The sequence below is a fragment of the Thiocapsa roseopersicina genome, assembly GCF_900106925.1.
Classification (GTDB): domain Bacteria; phylum Pseudomonadota; class Gammaproteobacteria; order Chromatiales; family Chromatiaceae; genus Thiocapsa; species Thiocapsa roseopersicina.
In genome coordinates, this window is sequence record NZ_FNNZ01000004.1 from 32,816 (window position 1) to 50,093 (window position 17,278).

11 protein-coding genes are annotated in these 17,278 nt (G+C 63.6%); 4 read left to right on the forward strand and 7 right to left on the reverse strand.

What is annotated here, in order from left to right; all coding sequences use genetic code 11:
- Positions 1–11: 11 nt before the first annotated feature.
- From rpsP to ppc, 5 genes are all read right to left on the reverse strand, one after another.
- Positions 12–281 (reverse strand): 30S ribosomal protein S16, encoded by a 270-nt coding sequence (rpsP, locus tag BLV04_RS06035; protein ID WP_093029098.1) that lies wholly within the window; start codon positions 279–281, stop codon positions 12–14.
- Positions 282–390: 109 nt separating this feature from the next.
- Positions 391–1,599, reverse strand: a complete 1,209-nt coding sequence (locus tag BLV04_RS06040) for a toxic anion resistance protein (RefSeq protein WP_245731758.1) — start codon at positions 1,597–1,599, stop codon at positions 391–393.
- 131 nt (positions 1,600–1,730) lie between these two features.
- The gene (locus BLV04_RS06045) at positions 1,731–2,651 is read right to left on the reverse strand and encodes a 5-bromo-4-chloroindolyl phosphate hydrolysis family protein (RefSeq protein WP_093029101.1); all 921 of its coding nucleotides are present in this window, start codon (positions 2,649–2,651) and stop codon (positions 1,731–1,733) included.
- Between the two features lie 177 nt (positions 2,652–2,828).
- A complete protein-coding gene (locus tag BLV04_RS25525; RefSeq protein ID WP_093029102.1) occupies positions 2,829–3,497 on the reverse strand; it encodes a DUF1640 domain-containing protein in 669 nt (222 codons plus the stop codon).
- A 100-nt stretch (positions 3,498–3,597) separates the two neighbouring features.
- A complete protein-coding gene (ppc, locus tag BLV04_RS06055; protein WP_093029472.1) occupies positions 3,598–6,390 on the reverse strand; it encodes a phosphoenolpyruvate carboxylase in 2,793 nt (930 codons plus the stop codon).
- A gap of 287 nt (positions 6,391–6,677) precedes the next feature.
- Here ppc and BLV04_RS06060 point away from each other — a divergent pair, with 287 nt between their 5' ends.
- The 4 genes from BLV04_RS06060 to BLV04_RS06075 all read left to right on the forward strand — a co-directional run bounded on the left by BLV04_RS06060 (position 6,678) and on the right by BLV04_RS06075 (position 14,432).
- On the forward strand, positions 6,678–7,280 hold the full coding sequence (locus tag BLV04_RS06060) for a hypothetical protein (RefSeq protein ID WP_093029104.1): 603 nt from the start codon (positions 6,678–6,680) through the stop codon (positions 7,278–7,280).
- Between the two features lie 164 nt (positions 7,281–7,444).
- Entirely contained in the window at positions 7,445–9,334 is a 1,890-nt protein-coding gene (clcA, locus tag BLV04_RS06065; RefSeq protein WP_093029106.1) for a H(+)/Cl(-) exchange transporter ClcA, read from the forward strand.
- Between the two features lie 229 nt (positions 9,335–9,563).
- Entirely contained in the window at positions 9,564–13,799 is a 4,236-nt protein-coding gene (locus BLV04_RS06070; protein ID WP_093029107.1) for a hypothetical protein, read from the forward strand.
- 120 nt (positions 13,800–13,919) lie between these two features.
- A complete protein-coding gene (locus BLV04_RS06075) occupies positions 13,920–14,432 on the forward strand; it encodes a hypothetical protein (protein WP_139191866.1) in 513 nt (170 codons plus the stop codon).
- Between the two features lie 103 nt (positions 14,433–14,535).
- Here the strand turns inward: BLV04_RS06075 and egtD are convergent, their stop codons facing one another.
- Both egtD and egtB read right to left on the reverse strand, forming a co-directional pair.
- A complete protein-coding gene (gene egtD, locus BLV04_RS06080; protein WP_093029111.1) occupies positions 14,536–15,603 on the reverse strand; it encodes an L-histidine N(alpha)-methyltransferase in 1,068 nt (355 codons plus the stop codon).
- Positions 15,600–16,907, reverse strand: a complete 1,308-nt coding sequence (gene egtB, locus BLV04_RS06085; RefSeq protein WP_093029474.1) for an ergothioneine biosynthesis protein EgtB — start codon at positions 16,905–16,907, stop codon at positions 15,600–15,602. The genes egtD and egtB overlap by 4 nt, the downstream gene beginning before the upstream one ends.
- Positions 16,908–17,278: the final 371 nt, after the last annotated feature.

Below are 17,278 nucleotides of genomic sequence, written 5' to 3' on the forward strand. Positions count from 1 at the left end.
GATCGTACGACTTACGCAGCGACAGCGGTTGCCGACTCTTCGCGAGCCGCTTGCTTCAGAAGCTGCTTAACGCGGTCGGTCGGCTGAGCGCCGCGCTCGACCCAATACTGCGCACGCTGACGATCGACGCGCAGCTCGACCTCGCCGCCCTTGGCGAGCGGATTGAAGAAACCGAGGCGCTCGATATAGCGCCCATCACGCTTGGCGCGGATGTCGGCGACAACGATCTGATAAAAAGGGTTCTTCTTGGAGCCACCCCGAGACAAACGAATCGTAACCATGTGCTGTCCTGGACCCAGACGATTGGACGTTGCGGGAATGGCCCCGCAGGTAAACGCGCAAATATACAGAATCTGCGGAAAAATGGAAGTGGTAGACCGAGCGCGCCCGTTATTGATCGGTTCGCCGGGCGCTCGCCGAGGTTAAGGTTCGACGCAGATCGGCCTCGAGGCGCTCGAGCTCCTGACTGGCAACGGCGCGGGCGCGCTTGCCCTCGTCGGCGATCGCCAGACTCTCCTCGATCGTCTCGATCAGGGTCTGATTGGCGTGCTTGACCACCTCGATGTCGAAGACTCCGCGCTCGATCTGGCGGCGCGCCTCGGCGTTCGCCGATTTGAGATTATCGGCATTGGCGCGCAGCAGGTCATTCGTGAGATCGGTGGCGGCCTTGATGGTGTCGGCCGCCTCGCCGGAACGGTAGATGGTGACGGCCTGGGCCAGTTGCTGGCGCCACAGAGGCACCGTATTGACCAGGGTCGAGTTGATCTTGTTGATCAGCCCCTTGTCGTTTTCCTGGACCATGCGGATGCTCGGTAGGCCCTGCATGGTCACCTGACGCGTGAGCTTCAGATCATAGACGCGCCGTTCCAGCTCGTCGCGGGCGCCGCGCAGATCCTTCAGACGCTGCACCTCGACCATGTCGGTGCTGGTTGCGACCTGCGCGGCCAGCGCGGGGATGGTCGATTCATCCAACTCGACGAGCTTCGCCTCGCCTGCAGCGATGTACTGCTCTAGGGTCCGAAAATAGTCCAGGTTGGCCGCGTAGAGCCGGTCGAGCGCAGTCACGTCGGTCAGGAGCTTGGTCTTGTGCCGCTCCAGTTGTCCGGAGATGGTCTCGATCTGATCGCGGACCGCCTCGTACTCCTGCAGGAATTTGACGACAGGCCGACCTTTACCGGTCAGACGCGCCAATAGACCGGGCTTGCGGTTCGGATTGAGATCATCGACGCGAAACCCCTTGAGCGTCGTCACCATCTCGCTCAGTGCGGCCCCGGCGGGACCCACATCCTTGGCCCGCACGCCTTCGAGCATTTGGTCGGAGACCTCGGTGAGGCGCTCTTGGGCCTTGGAGCCGAAGAAGAGGATGGAGTGGGTGTCGTTCAGATCCAGCTCCTGCAGCAGGCGCCCGAGCTGCGCCTCGCCGATCTGCGGCACCTGTACGTCCTCGCCGACCATCAGAGGCCGCTCCGCCGCACGCGGCGAATCGACGATGGCGATCTCCGCAACGGGGTCCGCTGTCGGCACAGGCCGGGCGCCCGTCGCTTGCCCCTGTGTGTGAGGATCCATCGCTGCCGCGTCGCCTGGCTCTCGCTCGCTCACTCAATCTCTCCAAATCGATTTCGATAATCAGACATGATCACCCCTCCTAAACCGCGCCTCACCGAGTCCATTGTTCGAGTCAACGCCGAACCGACCACCAAACGACGCATGTCACCAAGGGCGCGGTTTAGTCACTGAATCCCTTCGCGCTCGAGCTGCTTCTTCAGCACCTCGATCTGGATATCGAGGTCCATCACGTCGGTCTTGAGAAGCCTCTGGTGTTGCTCGTCGAACACCTGCTCGACCGTCACCAGGACGTTGCGAAAATTCTGCTCCAACTCGCGCGAATCCGCCAGACGATGGGTCCGTGCATAACCGTCCGCGACCTGCTGGACACCGTCGAGATAGACGCTCAAAAACTTGCGTGCCCGAAACAGGTCGGTGGGCCGATCCGCGATCTGATTCAGGATCGCACGGCCCTGCGAGCCGATGCGTTGCAGCCGGATCTTCAGCTCCGGATTGGCGATGGTCGTCGCCGCACGGTCCAGGTCGATCAGCTTTCGCTCGGCCTCTTCCAAGGCCGCCGCAACCTTGCGCGTCCGCTCGTCGTCGGTCGCGAAGGGACGTGCGCGACCGAGCGGCTCGAGGCCATAGACCAGGTGAAAGCCGATCATGGCGACCGTCGCATAGACGAGGCTGAGCGCCGGCCCTTGACCGACGGCCAACCAGGCGGCCAATCCGGTTGCAACGCCTGTCAGCACACCGCCGATGGTCTTCAGCGGGATACGCTGGAGACGCGTAAAGCGTAGAACCTGTTGAGCATGCTCCGCGCGCAGCCCGCGGCGGGTCAGATCGGCCGCCGCCATGAAAAGCGCAAAGATCCCGCCGTCGATCAGGACGACATCCAACCGCCCTGCCCCGAGCCCGATCAAGGCACCGATCAGGAGCGGGATCGGCAGCAGGAACAGGAGCGTGCCCTTCGCGCGAGGTTTCCCCCGAGCGGGCATGTTCGTGTTGGGATCAGGGTGACGATCCGGCCTGACCCCGAGAATCAGCTCGGTCAGACTCAGGGTCCGACGCTGCTCGGGAGGTGTGCTCGCGGGGCCGGCCATCAGAGGACGAACATCGCCTGACAAGAGACCAGCCCCACGCTGAAGGTGAGCAAGACCCCGCCGAGCAGACGAAGACCTAAAGGGGGTCGCGTTGGCGATGGAGGGACGATCGTCCGTAACTCGGGCATACGAGGATTTCCGCTGCGGGATGTACTCTAGGGCGTAAGCCCGACCTGCTCAGAGCAGCTTCACCAGCGCCGTCAATGCGCCGACCTGAGCGAACATGAGGGGGATGAGCCACATCAGCAAGGTGTTGCGGCTGCGCTCGATCGCGGTCATGACCTCGCCGCGAAGCTGCTGGATCTCCTTCTGGAGTCGCAGCTCGGTTTCGCGTAGCTCGCCGCGGAGCTGCTCGATGTCGGTCTTGACCTCGCCGCGAAGCTGCTGGATCTCCTTTTGGAGTCGCAGCTCGGTTTCGCGTAGCTCGCCACGCAACTGCTCGATGTCGGCTTTGACCTCGCCGCGAAGCTGCTCGATCTCGGTCTTGAACCCACCGCGCAACTGCTCGATCTCGGTCTTGACCTCGCCGCGGAGCTGCTCGATCTCGGTCTTGACCTCGCCGCGGAGCTGCTCGATCTCGGTCTTGACGTCGCCGCGGAGCTGCTCGATCTCCGTCTTCACCTCGCCGCGGAGCTGCTCGATCCGCACCACGAGATCCGCGCGGACCTGCTCGATCTCTCTTTGAAGCCGCAGCTCGGTCTCCCGCAGCTGCTGATTGGTCACGAGATCCGGCAAGTGCGGGTAACGCTCTTCCAACCGCTCGAAAGCGGACGCGATCACCCGTGCACGCGCCCGATCGTCAGGCGCGCTTGCGAGTGCCTCGTAAAGTTCGACGACAGAGCCCATGCGATTCGTCACCCTGCTGGCGTCCGGTGCTGTAGCCACAGTCTATCCCAGATTCGATGTCCCGGTCCCGACCGGCCTCGGACGATCGGTCGAACGCCCGTCACCCGGTATTGCGCATCCCCGCCGCGATCGCATTGATCGAGCGCAGCAGCGGATCGAGCCACTCCTCGCGCTTGGCCTCGTCCTGCTCGGCACGGTAGCGCTCCAGCAGAGCGACCTGGATATGATTCAAGGGGTCCAGATAGATGTTGCGACGCGCCAGGGAGTGTTGAAGATCCGGGGTCTCCTCCATTAGACCGCGCAGGCCGGCGACGTTCATCACCTGTGTGAGGGTGCGTCCATATTCGGCCTCGACGACGCCGTAGATCGCCTGCGCGCGCTCCTGGTTCTCGGCCAAGCGGGCGTAGGCCCGCGCGATATGCATCTCGGCCTTGAAGAGCGACATCTGGGTGTTGGATAGGAGTGCACGGAAATAGGGCCACTCCTGATACATCTTCTGGAGCTTCACGAGGCGATCCAGCTCGTTGCCGCGATAGCGCTCGATCGCATAGCCGATGCCGAACCAGGCCGGCAAGGTCTGGCGCGACTGCGCCCACCCGAAGACCCAAGGGATGGCACGGATGGACTTCAACGAGCGATCCGCCTTTTTGCGATGCGAGGGGCGCGAGCCGATGTTCAGCAGGGCGATCCCGTCGAGCGGCGTACACTCGTAAAAATAGTCGAGGAAGCCCTCGGTGTCTTGGGTCAGTTGCCGATAGGCCTCCTCGCCGTAGCGGGCGAGCTCGTCCATGATGCCGAGATAGTCCTTGCGGTCCTCCGGCGGCGGCTCGATCAGACAGCGACTGGCCTTGATGAGCCCGCTGATGCCCAGGGTCAGCTCGTAGCGCGCGGTCTCCGGATTCGCATAGCGATACGACAGCACCTCGCCCTGCTCGGTGAGCTTGATCTGTCCGTGCACGGTATCGGTCGGCTGAGCAAGGATGGCCTCGTGGGTCGGCCCGCCGCCGCGCCCGACCGTTCCGCCGCGCCCGTGGAAGAGGCGGCAGGAGACGCCCTGATCGTCGGCGAGCTGGATCACACGGCGCTGCGCCTCGTAGAGACGCCAGCTCGAGGCGAGGATGCCGCCGTCTTTACAGGAATCCGAATACCCGAGCATCACCTCCTGCTGATTGCCCGACGCCTTCAGCAACGCGCCGTAGGCGGGATCCCGGAACAACCGCCCCATCACCTCGCCGATGCGATTCAGGTCGTCGATGGTCTCGAACAGGGGCGAGATCTGGATCTTGCAGAACCAGCCCTGGCGATCCTTGCCGGCGAGTCCGGCAAGCCGCGCCAACAGCATGACCTCCATCACGTGACTGGCGTGATGGGTCATGGAGATGACGTACTGACCGAACAGACTCTCGCTGATCTCCGCGCGCATGCGTGCCATCACCTCGAAGACCTCCAGGGTCTCGCGGGTCTCCGGCGTCAAGGTCGCCTTGTCGATGACGAAGGGGTGCGGATGGGCGATGGCCTCCGCCAAGGCCATCAGGCGCTGCTCCTCGTCGAAGGCTTGATAGTAGGGGGCGCCGGCCTGGCGCGCGAAGAGCTCGGTCACGGCCTCGGTGTGGCGTATCGATTCCTGACGAATATCGAGATGAACCAGGTGAAAGCCGAAGGTCTCGGCGAGCCGGATGAGATCCTGCAAGGGGCCGGCGGCGGCGTTGGCATCGCCGTGGTGGTGCAGCGAGTCGCGAATGAGATAGAGGTCGGCAAGGAAGTCGCGGTCGCTTGCATACCCGGCCGGTTGCGTCGGTTCGTGCCGTCCCGACATGCGCGCGCGTATCCGCTGCAGGTTCGCGTCGAGACGATGATCCATCATCGCCAGCTTGCGCCGATAGGGCTCGTGCACATAGCGGCGCAGGCTCTGGCCCATCGTGTCGACCCAATAGTCCTCGTCGGAATCGAGGCTGTCCATGAAGGCCGGCGACGGCTGGCAGATGGAGCTGGCATGACTGAGCATCCGGTGCAGCTTGCGGATGCGCTCGAGATACAGCTCCAGGACCAGCTCGCCGTGCATGCGAACAGCAAGCTCGGTGGTCTCGGGCTTGACGAAGGGGTTGCCGTCGCGGTCCCCGCCGATCCAGGAGCCGAAACGGATGAAGCTCGGAACCCTGATCCCGCACTGCGCCCCGTAGGCCCGGCGCACCGCCTTTTCCAGAAAGCGATAGACCTGCGGCACGGCATCGAACAGCGATTCGCGGAAGAAATAGAGCCCTTGGCGCACCTCGTCGGTGACCTGCGGCTTGTGGATACGCACCTCGTCGGTCTTCCAGAGGATCTGGATCTGCGTGAGGATTTCCTGGAGTCGGTCCTCGAGCTCCTCGTCGTTGAGCTTGCTGCGGTGCAGATCCTGACCGACCAAGAAGATCCGTCGGAAGGTCTCCAAGGTCGTGCGTCGCTTCGCCTCGGTGGGATGCGCGGTGAAGACCGGAAGATAGATCAGGTGCTCGAGCAGGCTCTGAAAATTTTCCGGGCTCACGCCGTCTGCCTTGAGCTGTCGCGCCATGTCGTCGAAGGAGCCGACCCAAAGCCGCTGCCCGGCCGAGATCAGATCCATGCGGGCTAGGTAGGCGTTGAGCTCCTCGGCGGTATTGACCAGGCCGAAATAGATGTTGAAGGCGCGGATGACCTCCGAAAGGGTCTGAGCATCCAGCCCCTCGATCCGCTTCATCAACTTCTCGCGCAGCTCGGGGTCGTCGCCTTCGCGCAGCTGCATGAAGCCGTCGCGCAGACGCTCCACGATCACCAGCACGCGTTTGCGGCTGTGCTCGCGCAGCACCTCCCCGAGCAGGGCGGTGAAGAGCTGGACATCGCGCTCCAGCGCCTGATCTTGCGGAACATCGTTCATCGGGCGTTTCTCTGTACCCGCGGCCATGAATGGAGCTGCCACGGAAGGAGTTGATCGAGTCCCGGATACTACCTTGCCGGAGCCCGACCGACAAAAGCCCCGAGAACCATCGGGGACATTTATCACACCGGGTCATGGATGGCCTTCCGAGCGGCGACCCGCCGGGGTCAGTCCCGAGGCTTGTGAACATCCTGTTTTTGACTTAGCTTCACCCCGCCCGAGGTCGGGCGAGAACAACAAACAACCCCGCCGAGAACCCCGACAGAAACCAAGATGAGGAGATCGACATGAAACAGATTACGCTGATGACGCTCGCAGGCACCCTGATCCTCGGCCCGGTCATGCTCTCCGCCCAAGCCCAAACCGCGGGCGTCCCGGTGGCTGCAGGAGCCGTGACGAAGGAGGTCACCGGCACCGTCGTGGTGGTCAATCCGCAGACCCGCATGCTGACCATTCGTCAACCCGACGGCGTCTTTGAGGTGATTCACGTTCCGAGCGAGGTTCAGCGGCTCGACGAGATCCGTATCGACGACACGCTCACGATCGACTATGTCGAGGCCGTGGCGATCGATCTGCAAAAGGGCAACGCCGCGGCCGCCGCGCCGGGGGCAGTCGCCACCAGAGACGTCGATCGTGAAGGCGGGCGCCTGCCGGCAGGCAGCATCCAAGAAACCATCACGCTTGTTGGAATCGTCGAGGTCGTCAACACCGCCGAATCCAAGGTCACCGTCCGAGGCCCCGAGAACACAGTCACCGTCAACGTACGGGATCCGGCGCTGCTCGCGGAAGTGAGCGTCGGGGACAGCGTCACGGTCAACTACATCAGCGCGGTTGCGGCCGGCATCGAGCGTGCGAGCGCACCCAGACACACCCGGCCCGGCTCGCAATGACCCTCGGCCTATGAAGAACAGCTCGGCGCGGGCACCGCGCCGAGTCATGCAACATGGGGCGACGCCGCACCGACGTCGGGCAGCGATACTCCGCCGACCGCATCGAGTCGACGCCGTGACATGCACACATCACGCAGACAACCGGTCGCGGCTCGGCGAACCCCGTGTCTGACCGCAGCGGATTCCCCTGGCCGCTCTACCTGACCGCAGCCTTGGTCGGCGGTCTCGCCGGACTGGTCGGAGCCGTCTTCCACGCCGTCCTCGACCAAGCGGGCGAAGGCCGCGACGCCCTGCGCGCTCTCCTTGAAACAGCACCGGTTCCCGGCTGGCTCGTCCTCGCAGTGTTGGGCGCCTTAGTCCTCGTGGCCGCCCTTTGGATGGTGCGCCGCTTTGCCCCGGAGGCGGCCGGCAGCGGCATCCAGGAGGTCGAGGCGATCCTTGCCGGGCAGCGCACCCTGCGCTGGCGGCGGGTTCTTCCGGTCAAGTTCGTGGCCGGCGCATTGGCGGTCGGCTCGGGATTGGTCCTCGGGCGCGAAGGACCGACGGTCCACATGGGCGCCGCAATCGGTCAGATGGCCTCCGAGCGGATGGCGCTGGACGATCGCAACCGTCGCTCACTCATCGCAGCCGGCGCGGCTGCGGGGCTGGCTGCCGCCTTCAACGCCCCGCTCGCGGCCATCGTCTTCGTCACCGAAGAGCTGCGCGAGCACTTCGAATACAGCTTTGCCTCGATTCAGTCGGTCATCCTGGCCTGCTGCGCGGCGGTCGTCGTCAGCGGCTGGATCCTCGGCCAGGGACCGGATCTACCGGTCCCGAATCTCGACATGGCCCCGCTCACCGCACTGCCGTTGTTCGTGATCCTGGGGCTTCTAATCGGCGCCTTGGGCGTGGGCTTCAACCGCGTGCTTCTGGGCTCGGTGCGGTCGTTCCGCGCTCTGCGCCCAAATCAGGCTTATCCGGGGGCCGTTGTCGTCGGCATGGTCTTGGGCGCCCTCCTTTGGGTCGCACCCGACACGGTCGGCGGCGGCGAAGCGCTGGTGGAATCACTGCCCGGCGCGCACCCGGCACTGCTCGTCCTGCTCGGACTACTCGCCGTGCGTCTCCTGACGACGGTCGGCAGCTACGGCATCGGGCTACCCGGCGGCATCTTCGCGCCACTGCTGGCCCTCGGCACCATAGCCGGGGCCGCTTTCTCCGAGCTGGTGGCGATCGCGGCACCGAGCCTGGCCCTGGAGCCCGGCGTCTTCGCGGTCGCCGCCATGGGCGCCCTCTTCGCCGCCACCGTACGCGCGCCCCTGACCGGCATCATCCTGGTGATCGAGCTCACCGGCGCCCAGATGCTGGCCCTGCCGATCATCCTGACCTGCCTCACGGCGACATTCACCGCCGAGGCCATGGGCGGCCGACCCATCTACAGTCTGCTCCTCGGACTGAGCGAGCGCCGGGCTCCGCGGGCGCCCGTCAGACGCATACTCGCTGCCGGGCTGATATTGGCAGCGCTGGTGGCCACCGATAGATTTCTTGTGTCGGATCCGCAGCCGGCCGACCAAACCGTCGCATCCGAGATGCAGCCTGTCCTGCCACCTGTCGCCCCCTCGACCGCGCGTCCAGTCATGCCCTCGACCTCGATCGATAGAGTCGAGTCCGATCGGCCTGTCGCCGCCGAGCTTCCGATCCCAACCCGAGGTGTCGCGCGCGACGTGCCCGGGTTGCCGCCTCCACTGAACGAAGTTGCTGCACCGGACACGTCAACGCAGACCGAACCCGCACCCGAGCCAATCGCCCTCGCGGCTCGGTACAGTATCCAGCTCATCAGCTTCCGCAAACCCGGGAGCCCGGCTGCTTTTGCCCGGCAGCAGGGTCTCCTCGACCAGGCGCGCACGCTGGATTCAGGCGCATCGGGCTGGTATCCCGTCCTCATAGGTGACTTCCTGAGCCGTAATGCAGCCGAGGCTGCACGCGATGCCTTGCCCGCCGATCTGCGCGGCTTGAAGCCGATCATTCGCGAGATCGCGCCGTCCGAGCGTCCGGTGCCGGTTCGCTCCGTGAACTAAGCATCGATGCCGGGAAAGACCCGCGCCGCCGGACCTCCAATCGACTCCGCCCCGCAATGAAGAGTGCGTTTCACCCATCTCACAGGGCACATCTCCCGGCGGCTCGGGTCAGCTCCGTCAAGCACTGCGCCGGAATGTCGGTAAGACAGGCGATGTTGGGCTACCTTGAATCATCGTACGCTTGATTTTTCGCAAGCCGTGCACCTCGCGCAGACCAGGAGACCGAACAATGACCGATGCGGCCGTTCCCGAGGATACAAAGCGTGCCAATGCCGTTGGAGGCCAAACGGAGGACCTGCGCCTGCAACCGGTCATCGCAAAAAAGCTGCGAACTGCGCCGACCAAAGGAATCGTCGTCGGCCTCGCCCTTCTCGGACTGCTCGGTCCGAGCTTAGGTCAGGATGTCGCCGCAGCGATCTGCGACTCGGGTGATCTGAGTCCGGGCAACGGCGAGGACTTGGAGGTCACGGGTCCCTGTCGTGTCGGCCCCGGGATCTATCGCTATCGCGATGTCAACGTCCACAGCGGCGGGACCCTTCAATTCACCGACTCGGTCGTCGATTTCTGGGCAAGATCCATCCTCGTCGAGAACACCGGCGCACTCATCGCCGGCGGCCCGGGGGCCGGCGCGCGCATCGGCAGCCAAGGGGGACGCTTGACCATCTATCTCTATGGCCGCGATCAGGGGGCCGCGCCGTTCGGACATGCGATGGGCGGCGGCGGTGTCGGAATTACCTGCAAGACACCCTTGACGCCCGGGATCGGACCTTGCGGGGTCCCGAGCGCAATTTGGGATGGCTCGGACGCGCAAAAACGGGATCTTCCCGGCGGCGTGCGCGATTACTTCTACCGCTACCATCCCTTGCCGTACGACGGCGGGACGGATGCCGACGGCACCGCGGGCTACTTCGGCTACAAGGTGCTTGCGGTCTCCTACGGCGGAACACTGAGGCTTTTCGGGGACAAAGGGGCGAGCGACGACGCGACCATGGCACCCGAGGATTCGGGCACCAGTTGGGTCCGACTCTCGACCGATCCGGCCGATCCCGGCGATCACGGGCTCGATCCCGGAGAAGACCGATTGCATCTGGACCGCCCTGTCGATTGGCAGGTCGGCGACCGCCTTGTGGTCACGACGACGGACTACATGTCGGGCCACTCCGAGACGCTCGAGATCGCACAGATCATCGATGCCCGGACCATCCGGGTGCGCAACGACTGTCTCGATCAAGACAAACCCGCGCCCTGCGTTCGGCATTTCCATCGCGGAACCCTCTACGATCTCGGCGAGGCGTCGCATCCGGGGATCAGCCGTCTGGATCTCGCCATCAACGTCGAGGGTGTGCCGGCGGCGGATACCCGGGCCGCCGTTGCCTTGCTCAGTCGCAGCATCCGCATCCTGTCCGCCGGCGATGCCCTCGGCGAACCTTTTCCGGACGCTTCGGTGTTGGTGGATTCAACCGAGCAGCCCGGCGAGCAACACCCCTATTATTTCGGCGGTCACACGATCGTACGTCAGGGGGTCGAGCAGTTTCAGGTTCAGGGCGTCGAGTTCGGTCAACTCGGTCAAGGCGGCCGCATGGGGCACTACCCGGTTCATTTTCATATGGCCCGGATGCTCCCCGCCGACAGCTTCGTCAAGGACAGCTCGATCCACGACTCCATGACGCGTTGGGCGGTGCTGCACGCCACCCAAAACCTCACCTTGGCGCGCAACGTAGGCTTCCGCTCCATCGGTCACGGCTATTATCTCGAAGAGGGTACGGAGACCGACAACCGCCTCTATGCCAACATCGGGATCTCGGCGCGGGCGGCGGTGGACAATGCGGAGAATCCACGCCGAATTCCGGGCATCCTCGCCTCCCCCGAATTGAAACCGGACATCGACCAGCAGCCGGATTATCGCGGTGCGGAGGTCTTTCCCTACCACTCGGACTTCGACCATCCGTCGGTGTTCTGGATCATGAACGGCTGGAACGATTTCCAAGGCAACATGGCGGTCGGCGCAGGGACCTGCGGGGCCTGCTATTGGCTGGTGCCGGGTGCGAACAGCGGCATGTCTCAACAGATGCGCTGGGAATCCTATGCCTCGATGCAGAGCGGCATCGGCAAGGCGGGCACGACCCCCTTGATGCGCTTTCGCGGGAACTACTGCTCGACGGCGATGACCTCGTTTCAGACCGTCGGTGACACCACGGCCTGCCTCGGCGTCGATGGCCCGCGCTTTCCCGTATCCGCACCGCAGAACGGCGCACCCATCGATGTCGTGCTCAATTCCATACCCAATCCGTTGGCACCCGCCCGCCTCCTCGATCTGGGCAAACCCTTGAACAAACCGCCGGTACCGCCCACCAAGAACCCGATTGCGGATGACTACTATCCGCTGGTGGATCCGGGCGGACAGCGCTTCGCGACCAGCTGCGATGCCTCGGCGACAGGTGCCGTCGTGGTCGATCCCGCGACCGGCGCGCTCGATTGCAGCGGGGTGAAGAAGTGCGCGAACGACAATGTCGAAACCAACTGCCAGGTCACGGTGCTCGACCGCTATACCTCCTCGTTCCATTGGGCCGAAACCAATTTCGCCGCCATCTGGCTTCGCCCGCAATGGTATCTCGTGACCGACAGTGTCCTGACCGATACGCAGAATGCCGGATTGACCTTCGTCACGGGCGGCGACTATACGCGCTCTTCGGCGATCCGCGGCCATTGGATGCTCTTGCGCAAGAGTGCGCTGATCGGCAACACCCAGCCCACCAAGGCGCAGGATCCGCTGCATTACAACCCCTACGCCGATCATGCCGGGCCATTCAATCCGGACGGCGCGTCCTGCGACAATCGGATCGCATCCAACTACTGCCTCTCGCAGGATCAGGGCATCAGCATGCCGCTGAGCAACTTCGGCGTCATGCAGCGTATGTTCAACATCTACGACGGTCCGGCACAGCAGGAATCCAACGCCTATCTGGATATCACGACGACCCCGTTGGCCGGATGCATTCCCAACAACGACCCCGGCATCGGCGGCCACAGCGGCTGTTTCAACAGCGGTTGGATGTACGGCCGCACACTCGGTATCCCCGGCGTGGGGAGTGACTGTCATCTACCGAATGCCGCGATCGGCTGGAAACAACCCAACGGCTTTTACTATCCTCCGGCGTTCCACTCCAATGACCTTTACTTCAATAATGTCGATATCCGTCATTTCGTGATCCAGCCGCTGTTCCTGCCGGACAGCTTCAAAACGGACAAAACCTTGGCGCGGTCCGCCTATTGCAATTGGAACGAGGCGATGTTCGACAACTTCACGGACATCGATCGCCAGACGGTTCTCAACGACGACGACGGCTCGATGACGGGACTGGCCGATACCATTTCGGTCAATCTGGATCCCTTCTTCAACGCGCCGGTCGAGGCCGTTCAGTGTCTCTCCGACGGCACAGCCAAGACGAGCCCGTACCAACATGTCACCAGCGTGATCTACCCCGGCTGCGCGGCCAACCAAACCGACATAGGACATGCAGAGCAAACCTGCAACGCGCAGGATTGGGCGAAGGATTGCGCCAACCAGTTGTGCTATGGGATCCCCATGTACCGTCAACTCGTCACCGGCTCGGAGGCGGCGGCCGAGCGTCCGGGTGCGCAGATCCGGATGATGCAGCAGAGCATGTGGCAGCGGAACAACCTGACCGCCAACAAGGGCCTGTATTACATCGACACCACGATGGATGCCGGCACACAACGGGCGGCGGGTGCCGTGAATCTAAACACGTTCCAACCCGGAGGTGACTATTACCTATTCCTCGTTTACGCCAAGCCCGATACACGACAGACCTATCAGATCTACGTCGGCGAAGGTGCGGACCGAGCCGAAGTCGAGGGATCCGTCGCCATGGTCAGGACCGGACTCGAGTCACAGCTGCTCGCATTTCAGGAAGGATCCTGGCCCCAAGGCTGGCGCAAGCGCTACGATCCCGAGGACGGCACCTTGACGCTTGAGTTGGGGATGGAGTTTCCCGAGTTCGCCGCAGCCTATGAGCGTGCCCGAGCCGATGCCTGTCAACCGGAAAGCTTCTGCGCCTGGACGGGGACGTCCTGTGGTTGCTCGCAGAGCCTGCTCGACTCGGACCCGGATCTCTATGCGGAATGCCTCGGCAAAGCGAGCGGCGGCGGATCAAGCGGTACATCGGGACCCATCTGCAGCTGGGCGGGCCGTGACCTGGACTGCCCCGAGGGCGGATGCTACGGCGTGCGCTTCACGATGCCGTCGATCTTTCATCCGGACAACCTCGGTGGAGTCCTCCAGGCCGACGGCGGTCATCGCCCATCGCCCCTTTGCTTCCGCCGCTCGAGCGACTGGAATGTCGACTGGAATTTTGCAGATGCCGACATCGCCGGTCCCGAGTGTTATCGGCCGGAGGTCGCGAATCCACCCGATTTTTGCCTCGATCGGACGCGGCGTCGGTAGGCGCAATCCGATCCCGGCTCAAGGCTCAAGACTTATTGAATGTCGTCATTGCGCGATTGACGGTCGACCGATCGATTCCGGTCGACACCCGACACACCATCTCATGACCAGGTAAACACGATGAAAGCGTCCTATATGATCCTAAGCCTGTGCGCCGCACTCGTCGCCACGAGCTATTCTGCCGACACCTTCGCGAGGCGAAACGTGGCGGGCGTGGAGCAAGAGCCACGGATTCAGGAGCTCGCCTCACAGACGGAACAGCAAGCCGCGGAGGCATCAACACTCAGACCGATTTGGTTCTGCTCGACGCGCTCCATGCGCGGGACCTATCAATACCGGGAAGAGGGCTATTGGGAAGGCGAGCCCTACCGATCCTCCGGATTGGAGACCTATGATGGTCGAGGGAATATCGTCGGCATGGCAACCGACAGCGATACGGGCGAATCCTATCGCTTCACAGGCACCTACCGGGTCGAAGGGGACTGCAGCGGCAAAGTGATGTACACCGGCGGTTTCTATTACGATATTTATGTCAGTCCGGACGGTGCTTCCGTCGAATTCATCTCGACCGATTTGGGCACCGTTCTCTCCGGACCCTCACGGCGCATTTCGACGCGGGACATCGTGAGGTAACCCATCGGGCGATCGAACGAGCCTTCGGCCCGGTCGAAATACGTAGTCCATCAAGATGCGATGCCGACGCCAACAACGCGGCGCCGCTCCTTGACCGGCAACATCATCCAGCCGAGCCGTTTTCGACACGCAGACAGTGCACGCTGAAGAGGCCCTGCTTATCCGTCCAGACCTGCTCGGCGACGAAGCCGGCATCACCGGCGAGTCGATGGAAGTGGTCGATCCCGTACTTATACGAATTCTCGGTATGAATCGTCTCGCCGGCACGAAAATCGAAAGTGCTTCCCGCCACCTCCGCGCGCTGCTCGACCCGGCTCACCAGGTGCATCTCCACGCGACTCGAGTCGGTATCGAAGAAGGCCCGATGCGTGAAGGCATCCAGATCGAAGTTGCCCTCCAGCTCGCGGTTGATGCGTGTCAACAGGTTGAGATTGAATGCCGCGGTCACGCCTTGGGCGTCGTCGTAGGCCGCATTGAGGATCGCCGGATCCTTGGGCAAGTCGACCCCGATCAGAAGCCGTCCGCCGGTGCCTAGCAGCTCGGCCACCCGACCGAGCAGGAGGCGCGCATCGTCGGGGTCAAAGTTCCCGATGCTGGAACCCGGAAAGAAGGCGGCTAGGTCGGTCCAGTCCGGCTCCATGGGGAGCTTGAAAGGGGCCGAATAATCCGCGCAGGCCGCGCGGATCGACAGACCCGGGAAACGCTCGGCCAGGGCATGGGCAGACTCCAACAGGTGCTCTTTGGAGATATCCACGGGCATGTAGACGCTCGGCTGCAGCGCGGCGAGCAGGGTTTGGATCTTGAGACTGCTGCCGCTTCCGAGCTCGATCAGGACGTTGTCCCGGCCAATCAGGTCCGCCATCTCGGAGCCGTATTCGCGCAGGATCCCGATCTCGGTGCGCGTCGGGTAATACTCGGGCAGCTCGGTGATGGCGTCGAAGAGCTGCGAGCCGCGCTGGTCGTAGAAGAGCTTGGGCGACAGGCGCTTGGCCGGACGTCCCAGCCCTTCCAAGACCTCGGCGCGCACGTCCGCCGGGGTCGGGCGGTAATCGAAGAACCGGATCGAGCCCGGGGTCTGCAGCGAGCGGCGTTGGTTTGACGCCTCCCGGTCCGTCGTCTCCTGCGGGAACAGCTCCGTCTCGGAGCGTTGCAAGGCGCTGAATTGGGTCATGGTGTCGTCTCCGCGAGTCGAAATCCCTTGAACTGCCAGCGCTCTTGGGGATAGAAAAAGTTGCGATAGCTTGCCCGAAGGTGATCCTGCGAGCTGGCGCAGGAGCCGCCCCGCAGCACCATCTGATTGCACATGAACTTGCCGTTGTACTCGCCGAGCGCACCAGCCGCCGCCTGATAGCCCGGATAGGGCAGATAGGCGGATGCCGTCCACTCCCAGACATCGCCGAAGAGCTGCATGAGCCCACCTGCTTGATCCGAGGCGCTGCGCTCGGCGGGACGTGGATGGAGATACCCCTCGCCGACGAAGTTGCCTTTGACGAGGGCACCTTCCGCGGCATGCTCCCACTCGGCCTCGGTCGGGAGCCGCTTGCCGGCCCAGGTCGCGAAGGCGTCGGCCTCGTAGTAGCTGACGTGACAGACCGGCTCGGCCGGATTCAGCGGACGCATCCCGCCCAGCGTCATGATCTGCCAGTCGCCGTCGATCTCCTCCCAATAGAGCGGGGACTGCCAGCCCTCCTTGCGAACCGTCGCCCATCCGTCGGACAACCAAAGGGCCGGATCGCGATACCCGCCGTCGTCGATGAATTGTCGAAATTCGCCATTGGTTACGGGTCGATCGGCAAGGGCATAGGGTGCAAGAAAGGTACGATGACGCGGGCCTTCGTTGTCGTAGGAAAACCCCGGCCCAAGCGCACCGATCTCGACCAGTCCGCCCTCGAAACCGACCCACTGCAGCGGATCCGGATCGGTCGGCGGGGCGTGGGGCAAGTCATCGCGGTAGGCGGGCCGCAATGGGCTGTAGGCGAAATTGCCCTTGATGTCGGTCACCAAGAGCTCTTGGTGTTGCTGCTCGTGATGCAGGCCGATATGGAGTCGATGCACGACGCTCACCCAGTCGGCAGACGGGCAGTCGGCAAGAAGCCTGAGCATCGCATCGTCGACATGATGCCGGTAGTCGTAGACCTCGGCAACTGTCGGCCTGGACAGGAGTCCGCGCTCGGGTCGCGGCCAAAAGCCACTTCCGGTCTGCTCGTAGTAGCTGTTGAAGAGGTAATCGAACCGCGGGTGAAAGACCCGGTAGCCGGGCAGGAAGGGCCGCAGCAGGAAGGTCTCGTAGAACCAGGAGACATGGGCCAGATGCCACTTCGGCGGGCTGGTCTCGATCCGGGTTTGGAGCATGTAATCTTCGATCACGAGCGGCTTGCACAGCTGCTCGGTCAGGGCGCGAACGCGCCGGAAGTCACCCGACAGATCCGACCGCACGGCGGCGTCCTGGTGGGCACTAGCGGGTTGAAGGGACATGTGAGTCTCGCTCTCGGTCGTTGACGGATCGGGTTCCATAGACACGTGCAGCCGAAGCGGCGACTCCTCGGGCTTCAGGATTGACCCGAACCGCTCGATGCCTCACCGCCGAGCTCGGGATGTCGGGAAAGTATGGTGCGCCGGCGGTCAGCGCTTAGCCGACGGCGATCATCCATCACCGGCTCGCTGGCAATGGTGCGTCCAGGTCGCCGGATTTCCAGCGTGGGAACGAAGAAGATGAGGTTCTCCTTGACCTAATCGATCATCGCCGGCGTGATCGGGCGGCTGCGATCACGGCCATCGAGTATCTTCGGCAAGGTCCAGAGAGGCGGGTGTTCCGGACGCCAGCTTGCCTCCCTTGGTCAGGATCT